This window comes from Burkholderia sp. MSMB1459WGS (genome assembly GCF_001534535.1).
Classification (GTDB): Bacteria; Pseudomonadota; Gammaproteobacteria; order Burkholderiales; family Burkholderiaceae; genus Burkholderia.
This window is the reverse complement of the sequence record NZ_LPMU01000013.1, coordinates 24,146-44,364: the sequence shown is the minus strand read 5'-3', so window position 1 is coordinate 44,364 and position 20,219 is coordinate 24,146. Positions and strand designations below refer to the sequence as shown.

14 protein-coding genes are annotated in these 20,219 nt (G+C 68.4%); 7 read left to right on the top strand and 7 right to left on the bottom strand.

Translation table 11 applies throughout. The features are described from left to right. Positions 1–77 precede the first annotated feature (77 nt). On the top strand, positions 78–2,219 hold the full coding sequence (locus tag WT97_RS05960; RefSeq protein ID WP_060353138.1) for a hypothetical protein: 2,142 nt from the start codon (positions 78–80) through the stop codon (positions 2,217–2,219). Positions 2,220–2,319: 100 nt separating this feature from the next. On the opposite strand, the gene WT97_RS05955 is transcribed toward WT97_RS05960, so the two are convergent. From WT97_RS05955 to WT97_RS05935, 5 genes are all read right to left on the bottom strand, one after another. Next, positions 2,320–3,720: a sensor domain-containing diguanylate cyclase gene (locus WT97_RS05955; RefSeq protein WP_060033866.1), complete on the bottom strand. Its 1,401-nt coding sequence runs from the start codon at positions 3,718–3,720 to the stop codon at positions 2,320–2,322. A gap of 259 nt (positions 3,721–3,979) precedes the next feature. Then, the gene (locus WT97_RS05950) at positions 3,980–5,158 is read right to left on the bottom strand and encodes an acetyl-CoA C-acyltransferase (RefSeq protein ID WP_060353137.1); all 1,179 of its coding nucleotides are present in this window, start codon (positions 5,156–5,158) and stop codon (positions 3,980–3,982) included. A 50-nt stretch (positions 5,159–5,208) separates the two neighbouring features. Beyond that, complete coding sequence (gene pncA / locus WT97_RS05945; protein WP_023475610.1) at positions 5,209–5,841, bottom strand: bifunctional nicotinamidase/pyrazinamidase; 633 nt, start codon at positions 5,839–5,841, stop codon at positions 5,209–5,211. A gap of 44 nt (positions 5,842–5,885) precedes the next feature. Beyond that, positions 5,886–7,970 carry a 3-hydroxyacyl-CoA dehydrogenase NAD-binding domain-containing protein gene (locus tag WT97_RS05940; protein ID WP_059506044.1) on the bottom strand — a complete coding sequence of 695 codons (2,085 nt, stop codon included), beginning with the start codon at positions 7,968–7,970 and terminating at the stop codon, positions 5,886–5,888. A 189-nt stretch (positions 7,971–8,159) separates the two neighbouring features. Beyond that, complete coding sequence (locus WT97_RS05935) at positions 8,160–9,803, bottom strand: 3-(methylthio)propionyl-CoA ligase (RefSeq protein WP_059790669.1); 1,644 nt, start codon at positions 9,801–9,803, stop codon at positions 8,160–8,162. Here WT97_RS05935 and WT97_RS05930 point away from each other — a divergent pair. The 5 genes from WT97_RS05930 to WT97_RS05910 all read left to right on the top strand — a co-directional run bounded on the left by WT97_RS05930 (position 9,715) and on the right by WT97_RS05910 (position 13,800). After that, on the top strand, positions 9,715–11,550 hold the full coding sequence (locus WT97_RS05930) for a YdiU family protein (RefSeq protein ID WP_373558476.1): 1,836 nt from the start codon (positions 9,715–9,717) through the stop codon (positions 11,548–11,550). The genes WT97_RS05935 and WT97_RS05930 overlap by 89 nt on opposite strands. Positions 11,551–11,596: 46 nt before the next feature. Next, a complete protein-coding gene (gene msrB / locus WT97_RS05925) occupies positions 11,597–12,028 on the top strand; it encodes a peptide-methionine (R)-S-oxide reductase MsrB (protein WP_060353135.1) in 432 nt (143 codons plus the stop codon). Positions 12,029–12,158: 130 nt separating this feature from the next. Further along, the gene (locus WT97_RS05920; protein WP_059790662.1) at positions 12,159–12,689 is read left to right on the top strand and encodes a septation protein A; all 531 of its coding nucleotides are present in this window, start codon (positions 12,159–12,161) and stop codon (positions 12,687–12,689) included. A 1-nt stretch (position 12,690) separates the two neighbouring features. After that, positions 12,691–12,999 carry a BolA family transcriptional regulator gene (locus WT97_RS05915; RefSeq protein WP_060353134.1) on the top strand — a complete coding sequence of 103 codons (309 nt, stop codon included), beginning with the start codon at positions 12,691–12,693 and terminating at the stop codon, positions 12,997–12,999. 18 nt (positions 13,000–13,017) lie between these two features. Next, positions 13,018–13,800, top strand: coding sequence for a peptidylprolyl isomerase (locus tag WT97_RS05910; RefSeq protein ID WP_059506034.1), 783 nt, complete (start codon positions 13,018–13,020; stop codon positions 13,798–13,800). 172 nt (positions 13,801–13,972) lie between these two features. Here the strand turns inward: WT97_RS05910 and WT97_RS05905 are convergent, their stop codons facing one another. After that, positions 13,973–14,518 (bottom strand): GNAT family N-acetyltransferase, encoded by a 546-nt coding sequence (locus WT97_RS05905; RefSeq protein WP_060353133.1) that lies wholly within the window; start codon positions 14,516–14,518, stop codon positions 13,973–13,975. 5 nt (positions 14,519–14,523) lie between these two features. Continuing rightward, positions 14,524–18,588, bottom strand: coding sequence for a phosphoribosylformylglycinamidine synthase (purL, locus tag WT97_RS05900; protein ID WP_060353132.1), 4,065 nt, complete (start codon positions 18,586–18,588; stop codon positions 14,524–14,526). 315 nt (positions 18,589–18,903) lie between these two features. Between purL and WT97_RS05895 the strand changes: the two genes are divergently transcribed. Next, positions 18,904–20,205: an FAD-dependent oxidoreductase gene (locus WT97_RS05895; protein ID WP_060353131.1), complete on the top strand. Its 1,302-nt coding sequence runs from the start codon at positions 18,904–18,906 to the stop codon at positions 20,203–20,205. The last annotated feature ends 14 nt before the right edge of the window (positions 20,206–20,219 follow it).

Genomic DNA, 20,219 nt, shown 5'->3' with positions numbered 1-20,219 from the left:
CCGGGATCAAGCGGACCCGAGATCCGTCGATTAGAACATCCAGATAAAAATCGCCAGTCATCAGGAGGGACATCAACATGCATCGCCTTGCGAAGTCGCTGTGTCTCGGGCTCGTCTGTGCCGGTCTGCTGTCGGCCTGCAACGACGACGACGTCAAATCGAACAACCCGCCGTCGAACACCGCCGCGTTGTCGTTCCGCATGGACACCGGCGGCCAGATCAATGCGTTCTACCGGCAGGACAAGGTCGCCGCGCACCTGCTCGTGCGCTCGTCGACGAAACCGCGCCTGCTCGTGGTCTTCCCCGCCGGCAACAGCGGCGCCGGGCTGTGGTTCGACGACACCGCGCAGCCGGTGAACTGGAGCCTCGACACGCCGCCGTCCGCGTTGTCGGCCCCGGACGCACACGGCCGCCCGCTCTACGGCATCGGCGCCGACGTGTCGGTCGACACCGGTACGCTGACGATCCGCCAGGGCGTGCTGAGCAACGTGCGCTTCCTGCGCGACTTCAACGGCGGCGCCACGATTCCGCAACAGATCCTCACCGCGCCGACGGTTCAGGGCGGCACCGCGCAATGGCAACGCGACCGGATCGACGGCGCGCCCGGCTATGCGCTGCGCATCACGCTGCGCGACGGCGGCAGCATCGCGCCGGCAGCGGGCGGCAAGCTCGTGCTGAGCGCGCCGACGGGCTCGCACACGCTGAAGCTGCACATCGACGCGCTGTCGGGCGAGACGCCGCTGTCGCCGATCACGCACGCCGACCTGTTCGCCCCGTCCGTGAATCCCGATCCGGTCAGCCAGAACGTGCTCGAATTCCTCAGCTTCAACGACAAGCTGCTGGCCGGCTCGTGGCAGTACGACACGTACTTCGGCCGCGACACGCTGATCTCGGTGCGCATGCTGATGCCCGTGCTCGAACCGGCGGCGATCGAGGCCGGGCTGTCGTCGGTGTTGAGCCGCCTGTCGGCCGACGGCAAGGTCGCGCACGAGGAAGGCATCGGCGAGTTCGCGCTGATCGACAACCAGAAGAACGGGCGGCCGAACGATGCGACACCGACCTACGACTACAAGATGATCGACAGCGACTACCTGCTCGCGCCGATCGCGGCCGCGTGGCTGATCGACGATACGCGCGGCCAGGCGCGCGCGGCCGCGTACCTGGCGCAGCGCGGCAGCGACGGGCAGACCAACGGCAGCCGCCTCGTGGTCAATCTGCTGCACGTCGCGACGACCGCGCAGCCGTTCGCGCAGCAGCCGTCGGTCGCGAACCTGATCCATCTGCGGCCAGGCGAAATCGTCGGCAACTGGCGCGACAGCACCGACGGCCTCGGCGGCGGCGTGTACCCGTACGACGTGAACGCGGTGCTCGTGCCGGCCGCGCTGCGCGCGGCGAACGCGTTCCTCGCCCGCGGCCTGCTCGATCCGTACCTCGATGCCGGGCAGCGCGCAACGCTCGCCAACACGGCGAACGAAGCGGCCACCTGGGAAACGCAGGCGCCGCCACTGTTCCAGGTCAGCGTGCCGGCCGCGCAGGCGGCCACCGACGTGTCGGCCTATGCGCCATCCGCCGGCGTGCCGGCCGGCGCCGCGCCTGCCGCACCGCTGGCCTTCTACGCGCTGTCGCTCGACCAGCAGGGCAACCCGATTCCGGTGATGAATTCCGACGGCGGCTTCGCGCTGCTGTTCGGCACGCCGCCCGACGACCAGCTCCAGCGGATCGTCGCCGACGTCACGCGGCCGTTCCCGAGCGGGCTCGTGACCGATGTCGGGATGCTGATCGCGAACCCCGCGTATGCGAACCCGTCGCTGTGGCCGAAGTTCACGAGCTCCGCGTATCACGGCACGGTGATCTGGTCGTGGCAGCAGGCGATGTGGGTGGCCGGGCTCGATCGCCAGCTTGCGCGCCAGGACCTGTCGGCCGCGACGCGCACGCTGCTCACGCAGGCGCGGCAGACGATCTGGCAGGTGATCTCGAACGGGCGCGACATGCGCACGTCGGAAATGTGGACGTGGTCCTACGTGAACGGCAAGTACCAGACCGACGCATTCGGCACGCGCAGCGCCGACGCGACCGAAGCCAACGCGGCGCAGCTCTGGAGTACGACGTATCTCGCGATCCGCGATCCGCAGCAGCGCGCGGGCAAGTACTGGTGGCAGGCGTCGCAGCCGATACAGGACGGACAGCCGAAGCAGGCGACGGCGGTGGCGTCGCGCTAGCGCGTCGCTGCGTGTGTGCCGGGCGTGCCGGCCGGCACCGGCACCGGCCTGAAAAAGCCCCGGTGGCGCTCCCGCCGCCGGGGCGTCGGCGAGATGCGGATCATCGCGACACCACGCGATTGCGCCCTTCCCGCTTCGCCTGGTACAGCCGCTCGTCGACCACCCGCAGCAGCGCATCGACCGTACCGCCGTCGATGCCGTATTGCGCGACGCCGACGCTGACCGTCACCTGCACGCGCTTGAAGTCGAGCCCGAACGGCGCACTCGCGATCGACGAACGCATGCGCTCGGCCGTCATCCGCGCGCCTTCGAGCGGCATCTCCGGCAACAGCGCCATGAACTCCTCGCCGCCGACCCGCGCAAGCGCGCCCGCCGGCCGGATCGCCTCGAGGCATTGGCGCACGACGCCGCGCAGCACCTCGTCGCCGATCTGGTGCCCGTATGCATCGTTGATGTTCTTGAAATTGTCGAGATCGAGCGCGAGCAGGCAGAACGGCGTGCCGTCGCGCTCGGCCCGCACGATCTCGCGCTCGACCTGCGCGATGAACTGGCGGCGATTCGACGCCCCCGTCATCGGGTCGGTCGCGGCCATGTACTCGAGCTTCTGGTTCGTGCGCCGCAGCTCCTGCAGCGCGCTTTCGGTGCGCGCCATCGATTCCGACAGCCGGCTCATCAGATCTTCCTGGCTATAAATCGCCGAGAACGAGCGCGTCGTCTGCAGCGCCTGCACGACGCCGTAGCTGAGCAGGAAGAATCCGCCCGCGAAGATCGCATGCGCGAGCCACCACATGTGATTCCACGGCTTGCCGAGAATGAACGCGAGCGACGACAGCGCGAACGCCATGATCGACACGCCGTAGATCACCATCAGCGGCGAGCGGATCCGCCGCGCGAGCAGCACGCACACGTTCAGCAGCGAGAGCACCAGCGCGCCGCCTTCCATCGACAGGCGCGTGCCGAGCGCGCCCGCGATCGGCGAATACGCGATGTACGCGACCGCCACGTTGACGATCACGAAGAACACGATCCACGGCAGCCACGTCCGCACGCTCGTGCGCTTGTCGATCCGGTCGGGCGGACGCGAATACGACAGCAGGCCCGTGAGCAGCAGCGCCGACATCACGAAACGCGACGCGGGCCCGTACAGCAGGAACAGCCAGATGTTGTGGTGCGCCATCCCGGTGAATGCACCGTGCAACGCATAGATCATCGCGAAGCCGAGAAAGCCGAGCGTCAGCCAGCGCAGCAGCGGCTCGCCCGACGACCGGTAGCACACCCACGTCACGTAGGTGACGAACGCACCTTCGATCGTCGCCGCCGCGATCGCGATTTCGTGGAAGGCGTGGCTCTCGAACACGACGCTCCGGTCGCTGAAGAACCACAGATAGGCAATCAGATAGGCAGGCAGCAACGCGAATCCGACCAGCAGGCATTTCGCGTAGAGCCTCGCGGCCGCGCTGACGACGCGCGGCGGTTCCCCGGCTGCATAGGTCGTACTCATTCGGTCCCCGGTCGGTCTGCTGCGTTGATTCGAATCTTCGCGGCGCGGATCGCGCGACGCACGATCCGGCCCATCGTGCCGAAAGGCAAATGTCAGAGCAAGTATAGGTGGGGCAATTCGTTTGACAAGTCAGGGGAAACGGCATTGCCGGGTGCATGCCGTTTGCTTCCCCGCCGTCGCGAATGGCGCGTCGGCCGCGCCGATTCGCTGCGGCGGCGTGCGGCGACGCCGAAGCGTCGCCGCGGCCGCTACTCAAAGATCAGAGGATTTCGAACAGCCCGGCCGCGCCCTGCCCGCCGCCGATGCACATCGTGACGACCACGTACTTCACGCCGCGCCGCTTGCCTTCGAGCAGCGCATGGCCGGTCAGGCGCGCGCCCGACACGCCGTACGGATGGCCGACCGCGATCGCGCCGCCGTTCACGTTCAGGCGATCCTCGGGAATCCCGAGCGTGTCGCGGCAGTACAGCACCTGCACCGCGAACGCCTCGTTCAGCTCCCACAGGCCGATGTCGTCGACTGTCAGCCCGGCCTGCTTCAGCAGCTTGGGCACCGCGAACACCGGGCCGATGCCCATTTCGTCCGGTTCGCAGCCGGCCACCGCGAAGCCGCGGAACGCACCCAGCGGCTGCAGCCCGTCGCGCTGCGCGGCGGCGGCGCTCATCACGACGCAGGCCGACGCGCCGTCCGAGAACTGGCTCGCATTGCCTGCGGTGATCACGCCGCCCGGCACGGCCGAACGGATCTTCGACACGCCTTCGAGCGTCGTGTCGGGGCGGATGCCTTCGTCGGCCGACACCGTCACTTCCTGCGTGAACAGGCGGCCCGTCGCCTTGTCGGCGATGCCCGCCAGCACGGTGATCGGCACGATCTCGTCGCGGAAACGCCCGGCTTCCTGCGCGGCCGCGGCGCGCAGTTGCGACTGCACGCCGTACGCGTCCTGCCGCTCCTTCGAGATGCCGTAGCGCTTCGCGACGTTCTCGGCGGTCTGCAGCATGTTCCAGTAGATCTCGGGCTTGTGCTCGACGAGCCAGCCTTCCTGGATCATGTGCCGGTTCATCTCGTTCTGCACGCACGAGATCGATTCGACGCCGCCGGCCACATAGATTTCACCTTCGCCCGCGATGATCCGCTGCGCGGCCAGCGCGATGGTCTGCAGCCCCGACGAACAGAAGCGGTTCACCGTCATCCCCGGCACGCTCACCGGCAAGCCGGCGCGCAGCGCGATCTGCCGCGCGATGTTCGCGCCCGTCGCGCCTTCGGGGTTCGCGCAGCCCATGATCACGTCCTCGACGCGCGCCGGGTCGAGCTTCGCGCGTTCGAGCGCGGCCGCGACCACGTGGCCGCCGAGCGTCGCGCCGTGCGTCATGTTGAAGGCACCGCGCCAGGATTTCGCCAGCGGCGTGCGTGCGGTCGATACGATTACGGCTTCGGTCATGCGAGTCTCCTTCGGTCCTGCTTCATGTCCTGAATCGGATGGGGAATGCGCTACGCCGCCGGGCGCGCGCCCGCGGACGTCGCATGTACGACGCCCGCTGCCTGCATCTGCTGCCATGCGTGTGCGAGCGACCCGTTCAGGTCGATCGCACGGCACGCATCGTTGATCACCGCGGCTTCGAAACCGGCCGCGCGCGCATCGAGCGCCGACCACGCGACGCAATAGTCGGTCGCGAGCCCGCAGCACCACACGCGCTTCGCGCCGAGTTCGCGCAGGTAGCCCGCGAGCCCCGTGCGCGTCGTGCGGTCGGCTTCGACGAACGCGGAATAGCTGTCGACCTGTGCGTCGCCGCCCTTGCGGATCACCAGCCGCGCGTGCGGGATGTCGAGGTCGCGATGCAGCGCCGCGCCGTCGGTGTCCTGCACGCAGTGCACGGGCCACAGCACCTGCTCGCCGTACGGCAGCGCGAGCGTCGAAAACGGCTCGCGGCCCGGATGGTTCGCCGCGAACGACACGTGCTCGCGCGGGTGCCAGTCCTGCGTGAGCACGACCTGGTCGAAGCGTTGCGCGAGCGCGTTGATCACGGGCACGACCGCATCGCCGTCGGGCACCGCGAGCGCGCCGCCCGGCATGAAGTCGTATTGCACGTCGATCACGAGCAGGACGTCGTCGGTGCGTTTCATTGCGTGTCTCCAGACAGGATCGGCCGCGCCGCGATGCGGCGGCGTCAGCCGTTGAACCCGCGGCCGGCCTTCGCCAGTTCCGCGATCGACGGTGCGAGCCGCCAGGCGTCGCCGTTCGGCGCCGCCGCATAGCGGCGAATCGCGCGCTCGACGTTGTAGAGGCCGACCGTGTCCGCGTACAGCATCGGGCCGCCGCGCCACAGCGGGAAGCCATAGCCGGTCAGGTAGACCATGTCGATGTCGGACGCCTTCGACGCGATCTTCTCTTCGAGAATCTTCGCGCCTTCGTTGACCAGCGCGAACACCAGCCGCTCGACGATCTCGTCGTCGCCGATCTTGCGCCGCTCGACGCCGCGCTCCTTCGAATACGCGACGACCATCTCGTCGACGAGCGACGACGGCTTCGCCTTGCGATCGCCCGGCACGTAGTCGTACCAGCCGGCGCCCGTCTTCTGGCCGAAGCGGCCCTGTTCGCACAGGCGGTCGGCGATCTTCGAATACTGCAGCTCGGGCTGCTCGACGTAGCGCCGCTTGCGGATCGCCCAGCCGATGTCGTTGCCGGCGAGGTCGCTCATCCGGAACGGCCCCATCGCGAACCCGAACTTCTCGATCGCGCGATCGACCTGCGCGGGCAGCGCGCCTTCCTCGAGCATGAACAGCGCCTGGCGGATGTACTGCTCGATCATCCGGTTGCCGATGAAGCCGTCGCACACGCCCGACACGACCGCCGTCTTGCGGATCTTCTTCGCGACCGCCATCACGGTCGCGAGCACGTCCTTCGCGGTCTGCGCGCCGCGCACGACCTCGAGCAGCTTCATCACGTTCGCCGGGCTGAAGAAGTGCATGCCGACCACGTCCTGCGGACGCTTCGTGAACGCCGCGATCTTGTCGACGTCGAGCGTCGACGTGTTCGACGCGAGGATCGCGCCCGGCTTCGCGACTTCGTCCAGCTTGCGGAACACCTGCTCCTTCACGCCGAGTTCCTCGAACACGGCCTCGACGATCAGGTCGGCGTCCTTCAGGTCGTCGTAAGACAGCGTCGGCGCGATCAGCGCCATGCGCGCGTCGAGCTTTTCCTGCGTGAGCTTGCCCTTCTTCACCTGCGCGTCGTAATTCTTGCGGATCGTCGCGAGGCCGCGCTCGAGCGCCTCCTGCTTCGTTTCGAGCAGCGTGACGGGCAGCCCCGCGTTGACGAAGTTCATCGCGATCCCGCCGCCCATCGTGCCGGCGCCGATCACGCCGACCCGGCGGATCTCGCGCAGCGGCGTATCGGCCGGCACGTCGGGAATCTTGCTCGCCGCGCGCTCGCCGAAGAACGCATGGCGCAGCGCGCGGCTTTCCGGCGTCATCATCAGCGCGACGAAACCTTCGCGCTCGGCGATGCTGCCCTTGTCGAAACCGTTCAGCACGCCGGCCTCGATCGCGTCGATGCACTTGTGCGGCGCGGGGAAATTCGGCGCGGCGGCACGCGCGGAATTGCGCGCGAACTGGATGAAGCCCGCCGCGTTCTCGTGGACGATCTTGCGATCGCGCACGCGCGGATGCGGCCCCTTCTGCGCGCCGACCTTGCGTGCGAACGCGACGGCCGCGTCGAGCAGGTCGCCGTCGGCCATTTCGTCGAACAGCCCGCTCTTCGCGAGTTGCTCCGACGGCACCGGCGCGCCCGACACGATCATGTTCAGCGCGGTTTCGAGCCCGACCGCGCGCGGCAGGCGTTGCGTGCCGCCCGCGCCCGGCAGCAGCCCGAGCTTCACTTCGGGCAGCGCGACCTGCGCGCCGGGCGCCGCGACGCGGTAATGCGCGCCGAGCGCGAGCTCCAGGCCACCGCCCATCACGACGCTGTGCAGCGCCGCGACGACCGGCTTCGCGCTCGCCTCCACCGCACGGATCACGGTGTGCAGCGTCGGCTCCTGCAGGGCCTTCGGCGTATTGAATTCGGTGATGTCGGCGCCGCCCGAAAACGCGCGGCCCGCGCCGGTCAGCACGATGGCCGTGACCGACGGATCCTGCGCGGCGCGATCGAGCGCGTCCATGACGCCCTGGCGGGTCGACAGGCCGAGCCCGTTGACGGGCGGGTTGTTGAGCGTGACGACGGCCACGCCGTCGCGAGTCGAGTAGTCCACTGCCATCTGCCTGCCTCCATGCATCGCGCGCCGGATTGGCTGCGCTTCATTGTGCGCGGTCGAACGGCCGCATGTCCGGATGAACGCAGGCAGCATACAACGAAAAAGCACGGTCGTTCAATTTGAATTTCGTTCCCGATCCGGGGACGGATCGGGCGACCGGTTCGCAGGCAGGAAACGGCCCGGGCGTCGGGCTTACGGCTCGCACACCGCCGTCGGCAACACGTAATCGCGGAACGTCTCGCGCAGCTTCAGCTTCTGCAGCTTGCCGGTCGCGGTGTGCGGCAGCGATTCGACGAACACGACGTCGTCGGGAATCCACCATTTCGCGACCTTGCCCTCGTAGAACGCGAGCAGCGTGTCGCGGCTCAGGTTCGCGCCTTCGCGCGGCACCACGACGAGCAGCGGCCGCTCGGTCCATTTCGGGTGCGCGCACGCGATGCAGGCGGCTTCGGCCACCCCCGGGTGCGCGATCGCGACGTTCTCGATGTCGATCGAGCTGATCCACTCGCCGCCCGACTTGATCACGTCCTTGCTGCGGTCGGTGATCTGCAGGAAGCCGTCGGGGTCGATCGTCGCGACGTCGCCGGTCGGAAACCAGCCGTCCGACAGCGGCGACGCGTCGCCGCGAAAATAGCGGTCGATCACCCACGGCCCACGCACCTGCAGCTCGCCGAACGCGACGCCGTCCCACGGCAGCTCGCGACCGTCCTCCCCGACGATGCGCATGTCGACGCCGCAGATCACGCGTCCCTGCTTCTCGAGCAAGCGGCGCTGCGCGTCGAGCGGCCGCTGCGACTGCGCCCAGTTGAGCTTCGCGAGCGTGCCGAGCGGCGACAGCTCGGTCATCCCCCACGCATGGATCACGCGCACGCCGTATTCGTCCTCGAACGTGCGCAGCATCGCGGGCGGGCACGCGGAGCCGCCGATCACCGTGCGGTTCAGCGTCGAGAAACGCACGCCGGCTTCGCGCATGTAGTTCAGCAGGCCGAGCCACACGGTCGGCACGCCCGCGGAAAACGTCACGCGCTCGGCCTCCATCAGCTCGTACAGCGACTTCCCGTCGAGATCCTTGCCGGGCAGCACCAGCTTGCCGCCCGTCAGCGGCACCGCGTACGGCAACCCCCATGCGTTGACGTGGAACATCGGCACGACGGGCAGCACGGCGTCCATCGCGGACAGGTTCATCGCGTCGGGCAGCGCGGCGCCGTACGCATGCAGCACGGTCGAGCGATTCGAATACAGCACGCCCTTCGGATTGCCGGTCGTGCCGGACGTGTAGCAGAGCCCCGACGCCTGCTGCTCGTCGAGACGCGGCCAGTCGTAGCGGCCGTCCTCCGCTTCGACGAGCGTTTCGTAGCAGAGGAACGGCGTGGCGCCGGACGGCAGATGCGCGGCGTCCGTCATCGCGATCCAGCCCTTCACGTGCGGGCATTGCGGCGCGATCGCGTCGACGAGCGGCGCGAAATTGATGTCGAACAGGACGTAGCGGTCTTCCGCGTGATTGACGATGTACGCGATCTGTTCGGGAAACAGGCGCGGGTTGATCGTGTGGCACACGGCGCCCATCCCGCCGATCCCGTAATACGCCTCCAGATGCCGGTAGCCGTTCCACGCCAGCGTGCCGACGCGGTCGCCGGTTTCGACGCCGAGCCGCACGAGCGCCTGCGCCAGCTGCTTCGCGCGACGTTCGCAATCGCGGTACGTGTAGCGGTGCAGGTCGCCTTCCACGCGCTTCGACACGATCTCCGTGTCGCCGGCGTGCCGCGCGGCATGCGAAATCAGCGACGACACCAGCAGCGGCACATCCATCATCTGGCCCAGCAACGGCTTACTCATCGTCTTGTTCTCCCCGAGGATGCGAATCGGTGACCGTCCTGCGGGCCGTTTCCGTCCGGAAGCAGTCCCGCTGCGCGCCCGTCGGCGGCCCCGGACGGGCGTGGCGCGCGATGCGCGGGCCGCCATGCGGGCGGCGCGGCGCCGCCTTACAATATCGGCTTACCCAGAGGCGCTCAACATGTCGTTTTCCCGAAGCGCAGCCGATGCGGCTGACACCCTGCCCGACCTCGCCGCGACGCTCGGCGCGCCCGCCGAACATGCATTCGTCACGCTCGGCGACGCGTTTCATACGCGGCTGCCGGCCGCGCCGCTTGCCGCACCGTACGTCGTCGGCTTTTCCGACGAAGTCGCGCAACTGCTCGACCTGCCGCCCGCGATCGCCGCGCAGCCCGGCTTCGCCGAGCTGTTCGCCGGCAACCCGACGCGCGACTGGCCCGCGCACGCGATGCCGTACGCGTCGGTCTATTCCGGCCATCAGTTCGGCGTGTGGGCCGGCCAGCTCGGCGACGGCCGCGCGCTGACGATCGGCGAATTGCCCGGCACCGACGGCCGGCGCTACGAACTGCAGCTCAAGGGCGGCGGCCGCACGCCGTATTCACGGATGGGTGACGGCCGTGCGGTGCTGCGCTCGTCGATTCGCGAATTCCTGTGCTCGGAAGCGATGCACCACCTCGGCATCCCGACCACGCGCGCGCTGACGGTGATCGGTTCCGACCAGCCGGTGGTGCGCGAGGAGATCGAGACGGCGGCCGTCGTCACGCGCGTGTCGGAGAGCTTCGTGCGCTTCGGCCACTTCGAGCACTTCTTCTCGAACGATCGCCCCGATCTGCTGCGCCAGCTTGCCGATCACGTGATCGACCGCTTCTATCCGGCCTGCCGCGACGCGGACGATCCGTACCTCGCGCTGCTCGAAGCCGCGACGCTGCGCACGGCCGACCTCGTCGCGCAGTGGCAGGCCGTCGGCTTCTGCCACGGCGTGATGAACACCGACAACATGTCGATCCTCGGCGTGACCATCGATTACGGTCCGTTCGGCTTCGTCGACGCATTCGACGCGAACCACATCTGCAACCATTCCGATACCGGCGGCCGCTATGCGTACCGGATGCAGCCGCGCATCGCGCACTGGAACTGCTACTGCCTCGCGCAGGCGCTGCTGCCGCTGATCGGGCTGCAGCACGGCATCGCCGACGACGATGCGCGCGCCGAGCGCGCGGTGGACGATGCACAGGCCGTGCTCGCGACGTTTCCGGAGCGCTTCGGTCCCGCACTCGAACGCGCGATGCGCGCGAAGCTCGGCCTCGAGCTCGAGCGCGAGCACGACGCCGATCTCGCGAACAAGCTGCTCGAGACGATGCATGCGAGCCACGCGGATTTCACGTTGACGTTCCGCCGGCTCGCGCAGGTCTCGAAGCACGACGCGAGCCGCGACGCGCCCGTGCGCGACCTGTTCATCGATCGCGAAGCGTTCGACGCATGGGCGAACCTCTACCGCGCGCGGCTGTCCGAGGAAACGCGCGACGACGCGGCTCGCGCGGTTGCAATGAACCGCGCGAACCCCAAATACGTGCTTCGCAACCATCTCGCCGAAGTCGCGATCCGGCGCGCGAAGGAAAAGGATTTTTCGGAAGTCGAACGGCTCGCGCGGATCCTGCGCCGCCCGTTCGACGAACAACCGGAACATGAAGCGTATGCGGCATTGCCGCCCGACTGGGCCGGGTCGCTCGAAGTGAGCTGCTCGTCGTGACCGCACGACGCGTCCGACCCGACCGACCGATCAGGAGAACCCTCACATGTCACACGATTCCGACGACAAGACCTACCCGTACCAGAAGGACGACGCCGAACTGCGCCGCCGGCTCACGCCAATGCAGTACGAGGTCACGCAGCACGCGGCGACCGAGCGCGCGTTCACCGGCGAATACACCGACACGGAGGATGCCGGCATCTACAAGTGCGTCGTCTGCAGCACGCCGCTGTTCGAATCCGGCGCCAAGTTCCACTCGGGCTGCGGCTGGCCCAGCTACTTCAAGCCGCTCAACAGCGAGGTGATCGACGAGAAGATCGACTACTCGCACGGGATGGTGCGCGTCGAGGTGCGCTGCAACCATTGCGGCGCGCATCTGGGCCACGTGTTCGAGGACGGCCCGCGCGACAAGACCGGTTTGCGGTACTGCATCAATTCGGCTGCGTTAAACTTCGAGTCCCGACCCGAAAACGAATGAGCGGCGCCGGGCGGATCTGCCGGGCGGCCAGCCGCGGGCCGGACCGCCCCGATCCGCGACGGCGATGCCTGGCGGGTCCCTACAACGATGACAGGCCGCGCCGGCGGCCCGTCACGCAGCTGCGAGCGCCATGAAATTCCTGTTCGATCTGTTTCCGATCATCCTGTTTTTTGTCGCCTTCAAGGTCTGGGGCATCTTTACCGCCACCGCCGTCGCGATCGTCGCGACGCTGGCCCAGGTCGCATGGGTCGCCTTCCGGCACCGGAAGGTCGACACGATGCTGTGGGTCAGCCTCGGCGTGATCGTCGTGTTCGGTGGCGCCACGCTCGTCCTGCATGACGAGAAATTCATTCAATGGAAACCGACCGTGCTGTACTGGCTGTTTGCGATCGGGTTGCTCGCCGCGCGTTATGCGTTCAGCAAGAACCTGATCGAGAAGATGATGGGCAAGCAGCTCACGCTGCCGTCCCCCGTGTGGGACAAATTGAATCTCGCGTGGGCGCTGTTCTTCGCGGTGCTCGGCATTGCGAACCTGTACGTGGTGCACAACTTCACCGAATCGCAATGGGTGAATTTCAAGCTGTTCGGTACGACGGGCGCGATGGTCGTATTCATCATCCTGCAGAGCCTGTGGCTCACGAAGTACCTGAAGGACGAGTGACATGAGCGACGCCTTTCTCCACGCTTCCCCCGACGAACGCATCGCGCTGATCGAAGCGCGCCTCATCGCGTCGCTCGCGCCGCTGTCGCTCACCGTGCGCGACGACAGCGCGCAGCACGCAGGCCACGCGGGCGCGGCCGCCGGCGGTCATTTCACGGTCACGATCGTATCGTCCGCGTTCGCGGGCAAGCCGCGCGTCGCGCGGCACCGGCTGGTGTATGATGCGCTCGCTGATGCGATGCAGCGCGGCATTCACGCGCTCGCGATCGTGGCTTACACGCCCGAAGAATTCAACGAATCTTCAATCTAGTCTCATTAGGAATTCCCGATGATCCTGAAATCCCCTCGCCTGTGGGTCGCGGCGGCTGCTTTTGCAGCGGCACCGGCATTTGCCCAGAACATCGCCGTCGTGAACGGCACGCCGATTCCGAAGTCGCGCGCCGACGCGATGGTCGCGCAGCTCGTCCAGCAAGGCCAGACCGACGGCCCGCAACTGCAGCAGGCCGTGCGCCAGGAACTCGTGAACCGCGAAATCCTGATGCAGGAAGCGATTCGCGAAGGCATCCCGAATCGTCCGGACGTGAAGGCGCAAGTCGCCGTCGCGCAGCAGACCGTCGTGCTGCGCTCGATGATCGAGAGCTTCCTGAAGAAGAACCAGCCGACCGACGCCGAAGTGAAGGCGCGCTACGACGAGCTCGTCAAGGGCGTGGGCGGCAACCGCGAGTACCACCTGCACCACATCCTCGTCGACAACGAGCAGCAGGCGAAGGACCTGATCGCGAAGATCAAGGGCGGCGCGAAGTTCGAGGATCTCGCGAAGCAATACTCGAAGGATCCGGGTTCGGGCAAGAACGGCGGCGATCTCGACTGGTCCGACCCGAAAGCGTACGTGCCGGAATTCGCGGCGGCCGCGCAGAAGCTGCAGAAAGGCCAGATGACCGATACGCCGGTGAAGACGCAGTTCGGCTGGCACATCATCCGCGTCGACGATGTCCGCGACATCGCACCGCCGCCGTTCGACCAGGTGAAGGCGCAGATCGCGCAGCAGCTCGTGCAGCAGAAGCTGCAGGCGTTCGAGGAAGGTCTGCGCCAGCAGGCGAAGATCCAGTAACGCCGGCGCGCGTCATACACGCATCGAAAAGCCGCTCCTCGGAGCGGCTTTTTCTTTTGGCACGCACGAACATGGGTGTCGAGACGCGGCGACGCCTGGCCGACGCGCAATAAAAAGCCGCTCCGAAGAGCGGCTTTCCCGTGCCGGGCATCGCCCCGCCCCGCCGCGTTCGCTACGCGGGATAAAACACGTCGCGATAACGCGCTTCGCCCGACGGCAGCGGAGCCGATGCGTCGAACGGCAGCGCGAGGAAATACTCGGGCGGCACACCCGGAAATACGATGTCGCCATGCGGTTCGAACCCGAAGCGCGCGTAATACGTCGGCTCGCCGAGCACCACGCAGCCGCGCGCGCCGAGCCGCCGCAACGCGTCGAGCCCCGTGCGCACGAGCCCCGCGCCGATGCTTTTGCGCTGGCAATCGGGCCGCACCGCGAGCGGCGCAAGTCCGTACCACTGCTGGCTGCCGGCCGGCTCACCGCCGATCGCCACGGGCGAAAACGCGACGTGCCCGACGATACGCCCGTCGCGCTCCGCGACGAGCGAGACGCTCAGCGCATCGTCTGCGCGCAGCGTCTCGACGATGCGCTGCTCGAACGCCCCGCCCTGCGGCTCGCCCGCGAAGGCCGCACGGATCACGCGGCCGATCGCATCGGCCTCGCCCGCACGTTCGTCGCGCAGCGTGACGACCTCGACCGGCGCGTTCGGGTCGAACATCATCCGGATCAGCCGATCCAGCGGCGCGCGTTGCGGAACACACGCATCCACGGGCTCGCTTCACCCCAGCCTTCCGGGTGCCAGCTCATCGTGACCGTGCGATGCACGCGCTCCATGTGCGGCATCAGCACCGAGAAGCGGCCGTCGGCCGTCGTGACCGACGTGATGCCGGCGGGCGACCCGTTCGGGTTGAACGGATAGCGCTCGGTCGCTTCGCCGCGGTGGTCGACGTAACGCATCGCGACCGCGACGCGATCGATGTCGCCCTGCTGCGAGAAGTCCGCATAGCCTTCGCCGTGCGCGACCGCCACCGGAATGCGCGAGCCTTCCATCCCCGCGAAGAAGATCGACGGCGACTTCTCCACTTCGACGAACGAGAAGCGCGCCTCGAACTGCTCGGACTTGTTGCGCGTGAACTTCGGCCAGGCTTGCGCGCCGGGGATCATCGACGCAAGGCTCGACAGCATCTGACAGCCGTTGCAGATACCGAGTGCAAACGTGTCGGGACGCGCGAAGAAGGCCGAGAACATGTCGGCGAGGTTCGCGTTGAAACGGATCGTCTTCGCCCAACCTTCGCCCGCGCCCAGCACGTCGCCGTACGAGAAGCCGCCGCACGCGACCGCGCCTGCGAAATCGGCCAGCGTCGCGCGGCCCGCGAGCAGGTCGCTCATGTGCACGTCGTGCGCGTCGAAGCCTGCGCGGTCGAACGCATACGCGGTTTCCAGATGCGAGTTCACGCCCTGTTCGCGCAGGATCGCGACACGCGGCCGTGCGCCGGTCGCGATGAACGGCGCGGCGATGTCGTCAGCCGGATCGAACGTCAGCACCGGCGAGAGGCCCGGATCGGCCGCGTCGAGCAGCGCGTCGTATTCGGCATCCGCACAGGCGGGGTTGTCGCGCAGGCGCGCGATGCGCCAGCTCACTTCGCTCCATGCGCGATGGAGTTCGGTACGCGGCGCGTCGAAGATCTTCTTCGCATCGCGGTACACCTCGATCACGTCGCGATCGTTGACCGAGCCGATCACGTGCGAACACGTCGACAGGCCGAACTCGCGCAGCGCACCCAGCACCACGTCGCGATCGGACGCACGCACCTGCACGACGGCGCCGAGCTCTTCGGAGAACAGCGCGCGCAGCGTGCGGTCGTCGCGAAGGCCGCTCGTCTGCTTCGCCCAATCCTTCGCATCGCCGTAGTCGGATTCGTGGTCCGGGTCGAGCGTCAGCATGTCGACGTTCAGCGACACGCCCGCATGGCCCGCGAACGCCATTTCGCACACGGTCGCCCACAGGCCGCCGTCCGAGCGGTCGTGGTACGCGAGCAGCTTGCCTTGTGCGTTGAGCGACTGAATCGCGTTGAAGAAGCGCTTCAGGTCTTCCGCGTCGTCGACGTCCGGCGTCGCATTGCCGACCTGCTGCGTGACCTGCGCGAAGATGCTGCCGCCCATCCGGTTCTTGCCGCGGCCGAGGTCGATCGCAATCAGCACGCTGTCGCCCGCGTCCGCCACGCGGCGCAGTTGCGGCGTGAGATGGCGGCGCACGTCCTCGACCGGCGCGAACGCCGAGATGATCAGCGACACCGGCGACACGACTTCCTTCGCGACGCCCTGCTCGTCCCACTTCGTCTTCATCGACAGCGAATCCTTGCCGACCGGGATGCCGATCCCGAGCGCCGGGCACAGCTCCATGCCGATCGCCTTGACCGTGTCGAACAGCGCGGCGTCCTCGCCGGCCGTGCCGCACGCGGCCATCCAGTTCGCCGACAGCTTCAGCTTGTCGAGCGACGCGATCGGTGCGCTCGCGATGTTCGTGATCGCTTCGCCGACGGCCATGCGGCCCGATGCCGGCGCGTCGATCACCGCGAGCGGCGTACGCTCGGCCATCGTCATCGCCTCGCCCTTGAAGCCCGCATAGTCGAGCGCGGTGATCGCGCAGTCGGCCACCGGCACTTGCCACGGGCCGACCATCTGGTCGCGCACCGACGTACCGCCGACCGAACGGTCGCCGATCGTGATCAGGAACGACTTGCTGCCGACCGTCGGATGCTTCAGCACGTCGAGCGCGACTGCCGACAGCGCGACGCCCGTCACGTCGACCGGCGCACGCTCGGTGCGCACGCGCGCGACGTCGCGGTGCATGCGCGGCGGCTTGCCGAGCAGCACTTCCATCGGCATGTCGACCGGGTATTGGTCGGCGCCCGTCGCTTCGTCGTCGACGAGCTTCAGTTGGCGTTCGTCGGTCGCGACGCCGACCACCGCGAACGGGCAGCGCTCGCGCGCGCAGATCGCCTCGAAGCGCGGCAGGTCGGCCGGCGCGATCGCCAGCACGTAACGCTCCTGCGCCTCGTTCGACCAGATTTCGCGCGGCGACAGGCCCGACTCCTCGAGCGCGACCTTGCGCAATTCGAAACGCGCGCCCTTGCCCGCGCCGTCGACGATCTCGGGGAACGCGTTCGACAGGCCGCCCGCGCCGACGTCGTGGATGCTCAGGATCGGGTTTTCCGCGCCGAGTTGCCAGCAGCCGTTGATCACTTCCTGCGCGCGCCGCTCGATTTCCGGGTTACCGCGCTGCACCGAGTCGAAGTCGAGCTCGGCCGTGTTCGCGCCGGTCGCCATCGAGCTGGCCGCGCCGCCGCCCATGCCGATCCGCATGCCGGGGCCGCCGATCTGGATCAGCAGCGAGCCCGCCGGCACGTCGTGCTTGTGCGTGTGCTGATCCGCGATGTTGCCGAGGCCGCCCGCGATCATGATCGGCTTGTGATAGCCGTGCACCGTGCAGCCGACGTTCTGCTCGTACACGCGGAAGTAGCCGCCGAGGTTCGGGCGGCCGAATTCGTTGTTGAACGCGGCGCCGCCGAGCGGGCCGTCGATCATGATCTGCAGCGGCGACGCGATGCGGTCCGGGCGACCGTACGGGCCGTGCTGCTCGTTCGGGTTGCGCTCGGCCATCGGCTGCGCCGCGTCGCGTGCGTTTTCCCACGACTGGCGGGCGTCGGGCAGGTCGAGGTTCGACACGGTGAAGCCCGTGAGGCCGGCCTTCGGACGCGCGCCGCGGCCCGTCGCGCCTTCGTCGCGAATCTCGCCGCCCGCGCCGGTCGCCGCACCCGGGAACGGCGAGATCGCCGTCGGGTGGTTGTGCGTCTCGACCTTCATCAGCGTGTGCGTGAGCTCGGTGTGGCGGCCGTAACGCTCGCCCGGCTCGCCGGCCGCGCCCGCCTTGCGGGGGAACCAGCGCTCGGCTTCGGCGCCGACCATGATCGACGAGTTGTCCGAATACGCGACGATCGTGCCCTGCGGGCTCAGCTTCTCGGTGTTGCGGATCATCGCGAACAGCGACATGTCCTGCGCTTCGCCGTCGATCGTCCACTGCGCGTTGAAGATCTTGTGGCGGCAGTGCTCGCTGTTCGCCTGCGCGAACATCATCAGCTCGACGTCGGTCGGGTTGCGTTCGAGCTTGCGGAACGCGTCGACCAGGTAGTCGATCTCGTCGTCGGCGAGCGCGAGGCCCAGCTCGACGTTCGCGCGCTCCAGCGCGCCGCGGCCGGCGCCCAGCACGTCGACGCTCGCGAGCGGCTTGGCCGGCAGTTCGTCGAACAGGTGCTTCGCGTCGTCGCGCGCCGCGACCACGCTTTCGGTCATCCGGTCATGCAGCGCAGCCGCGACGGCCGCGCGTGCGTCGTCCGACAGCGCCTTCTTGCCGCCGAGGAGGCCCGACTTCAGCGTGACCGTGAATTCGACGCCGCGCTCGATGCGGCGCACGTGCGTGAGGCCGCAGTGTTGCGCGATGTCGGTCGCCTTGCTCGCCCACGGCGAGACCGTGCCGAAGCGCGGCAGCACGACGAAGGTCTCGGTCGCGCCCTTCTCGCCCGCCGGCTGGAACGGCTCGCCGTAGTGCATCAGCGCATCGATGCGCGCGCTGTCGTCGGCCGACAGCGGCTCGGCCGCATTGACGAAGTGCAGGAACTGGCCGCGCACCGCGACGATGTTGGCGTCGATTTGCCTGAGCGTGTCGAGCAGACGGGTTTGACGGAAATCGGAGAGGGCCGAAGCGCCGGGAAAACACGAGAAGTGAGCCATGGGCTGGACTGACGTCGATGAGTCGCGCGAGGTGGCGACGTGGGGCGAAAGGAAGGCCGTAATTATACCCGGAAGTCGGCCGCCCAAGCCCCCCGATCGGTGGTCCGCCTGCACCGCACCGGTGCCCGGGCGCGTGGCGCGCACGACGGCGCGCCGGACCGGCCTGCGCGTGCCTGCACGCCGGCCGCCCGCGGCCCATGCTCGGCCGGCGCCGGCTCGCGCGCTTTTGGCGCTATCATTCCGGGTTCACCGGGCCCGGCCCTCAGCGAATTCTCACCGGGCGGCGTGCGCGCCGCCCGTCATCGAAGCAATCCAATGGATGTCATCGTCATCGGCGGCGGAATCAGCGGCGTCGCCACCGCCTACCAGTTGCGCGCGGCCGGCCATCGCGTGTGCGTGGTCGAACGCCATGCGACCGTCGCGCAAGGTGCGACCTACGGCGACGGCGGCGCGCTGCTGCCGAGCCCGCTCGACGTCTGGTTCGGCCCGACTTTCATGCGCCAGCGCCAGTCGCGCGACAGCGGCGTGGTCTACAAGCCGGGCTTCAACGGCGGCGTGCGCCAATTCGTCAAGCAGCTCGGCACGCTGCGCGAGCCCGACGCGTTCGCCGCGCAGTACGCGCGGCTGCGCCCGCTGATCGACGTGTCGCGCGACGCGCTCGCCGATATCGAGGCGCGCCTCGAGCTCGAATTCGAGCAGAAGCCCGGCATCCTGCACGTCGTGCGCGATCCGCGCGACTGGGACGCGCTGCAACCGGCGCTCGACCTGCTGCGCACGCTCGACCAGCCGTACCGCACGCTCACCGCCGACGAATGCGCGGCGCTCGAACCGTCGGTGCCGGCCGAGCCCGGCTTTGCCGGCGGCGTGCTGCTCGAAACCGAGCGCACCGGCAACTGCCCGCTGTTCGCGAAACTGGTCAAGCAGACGCTCGACGAGCACGGCGTGCAGTTCCGCTTCGGCGCGGATGTCGCCGCGATCCGCGTCGACAACGGCCGCGCGGCCGTCGAGCTCGTGCCGCCGGGCCACCGGAGCGCGGCGAAGGCGCGCGAGGTCGACGTGATGTCCGCCGACGCGATCGTGGTCGCCGCCGGCGCCGGCAGCCTCGCGCTGCTCGAACGGCTCGGCTGGCGCCTGCCGCTGCACCCGGTGCGCGTCCATACGCTCACCGCGCCGGTCGCGTACGAAGAACATGCTCCGCACCTGAGCGTCGTCGATTCGATCAAGCGGATCTCGATCACGCGCACCCACCAGCGGCTGCGCGTCGGCGGAGCCGCCGTGCTGCAGAGCGTGGCCGACACCGCGAAACCGCTCGCCGAGCCGCTGTCCGAAGCCGCGCTCGCGCTGCTCGGCCAGGCCGTCCACGACTGGGTGCCGGGCGCCGCGAAGATCTCGGCCGCGCTGTCGTGGCAAGGCATGCAACTGCTGTCGCCGGACGGCCTGCCCGTCGTGGGTCCGACCCCGCATCCGCGCGTGTTCGTCAATTTCGGCCATGGCCCGGCCGGCTGGGGCCTCGCGTGCGGGTCTGCTAAAGTGGTGACCGACTATCTGGGCGGCAACGTCCAGCACTGGCCCGCCGACACGCTCGCCGCGCTGAGCGCCGGCCGCTTCACGACCTGACCGCCGCTGCGGGC

Coding starts and splice junctions, on each gene's coding strand:
- WT97_RS05950 (WP_060353137.1), bottom strand. CDS start 5,158: ATGACCGAAGCCGTAATCGTATCGACCGCACGCACGCCGCTGGCGAAA.
- WT97_RS05895 (WP_060353131.1), top strand. CDS start 18,904: ATGGATGTCATCGTCATCGGCGGCGGAATCAGCGGCGTCGCCACCGCC.
- WT97_RS05910 (WP_059506034.1), top strand. CDS start 13,018: ATGATCCTGAAATCCCCTCGCCTGTGGGTCGCGGCGGCTGCTTTTGCA.
- WT97_RS05960 (WP_060353138.1), top strand. CDS start 78: ATGCATCGCCTTGCGAAGTCGCTGTGTCTCGGGCTCGTCTGTGCCGGT.
- WT97_RS05955 (WP_060033866.1), bottom strand. CDS start 3,720: ATGAGTACGACCTATGCAGCCGGGGAACCGCCGCGCGTCGTCAGCGCG.
- WT97_RS05940 (WP_059506044.1), bottom strand. CDS start 7,970: ATGGCAGTGGACTACTCGACTCGCGACGGCGTGGCCGTCGTCACGCTC.
- WT97_RS05905 (WP_060353133.1), bottom strand. CDS start 14,518: ATGATGTTCGACCCGAACGCGCCGGTCGAGGTCGTCACGCTGCGCGAC.
- msrB (WP_060353135.1), top strand. CDS start 11,597: ATGTCACACGATTCCGACGACAAGACCTACCCGTACCAGAAGGACGAC.
- pncA (WP_023475610.1), bottom strand. CDS start 5,841: ATGAAACGCACCGACGACGTCCTGCTCGTGATCGACGTGCAATACGAC.
- WT97_RS05920 (WP_059790662.1), top strand. CDS start 12,159: ATGAAATTCCTGTTCGATCTGTTTCCGATCATCCTGTTTTTTGTCGCC.
- WT97_RS05915 (WP_060353134.1), top strand. CDS start 12,691: ATGAGCGACGCCTTTCTCCACGCTTCCCCCGACGAACGCATCGCGCTG.
- WT97_RS05935 (WP_059790669.1), bottom strand. CDS start 9,803: ATGAGTAAGCCGTTGCTGGGCCAGATGATGGATGTGCCGCTGCTGGTG.
- purL (WP_060353132.1), bottom strand. CDS start 18,588: ATGGCTCACTTCTCGTGTTTTCCCGGCGCTTCGGCCCTCTCCGATTTC.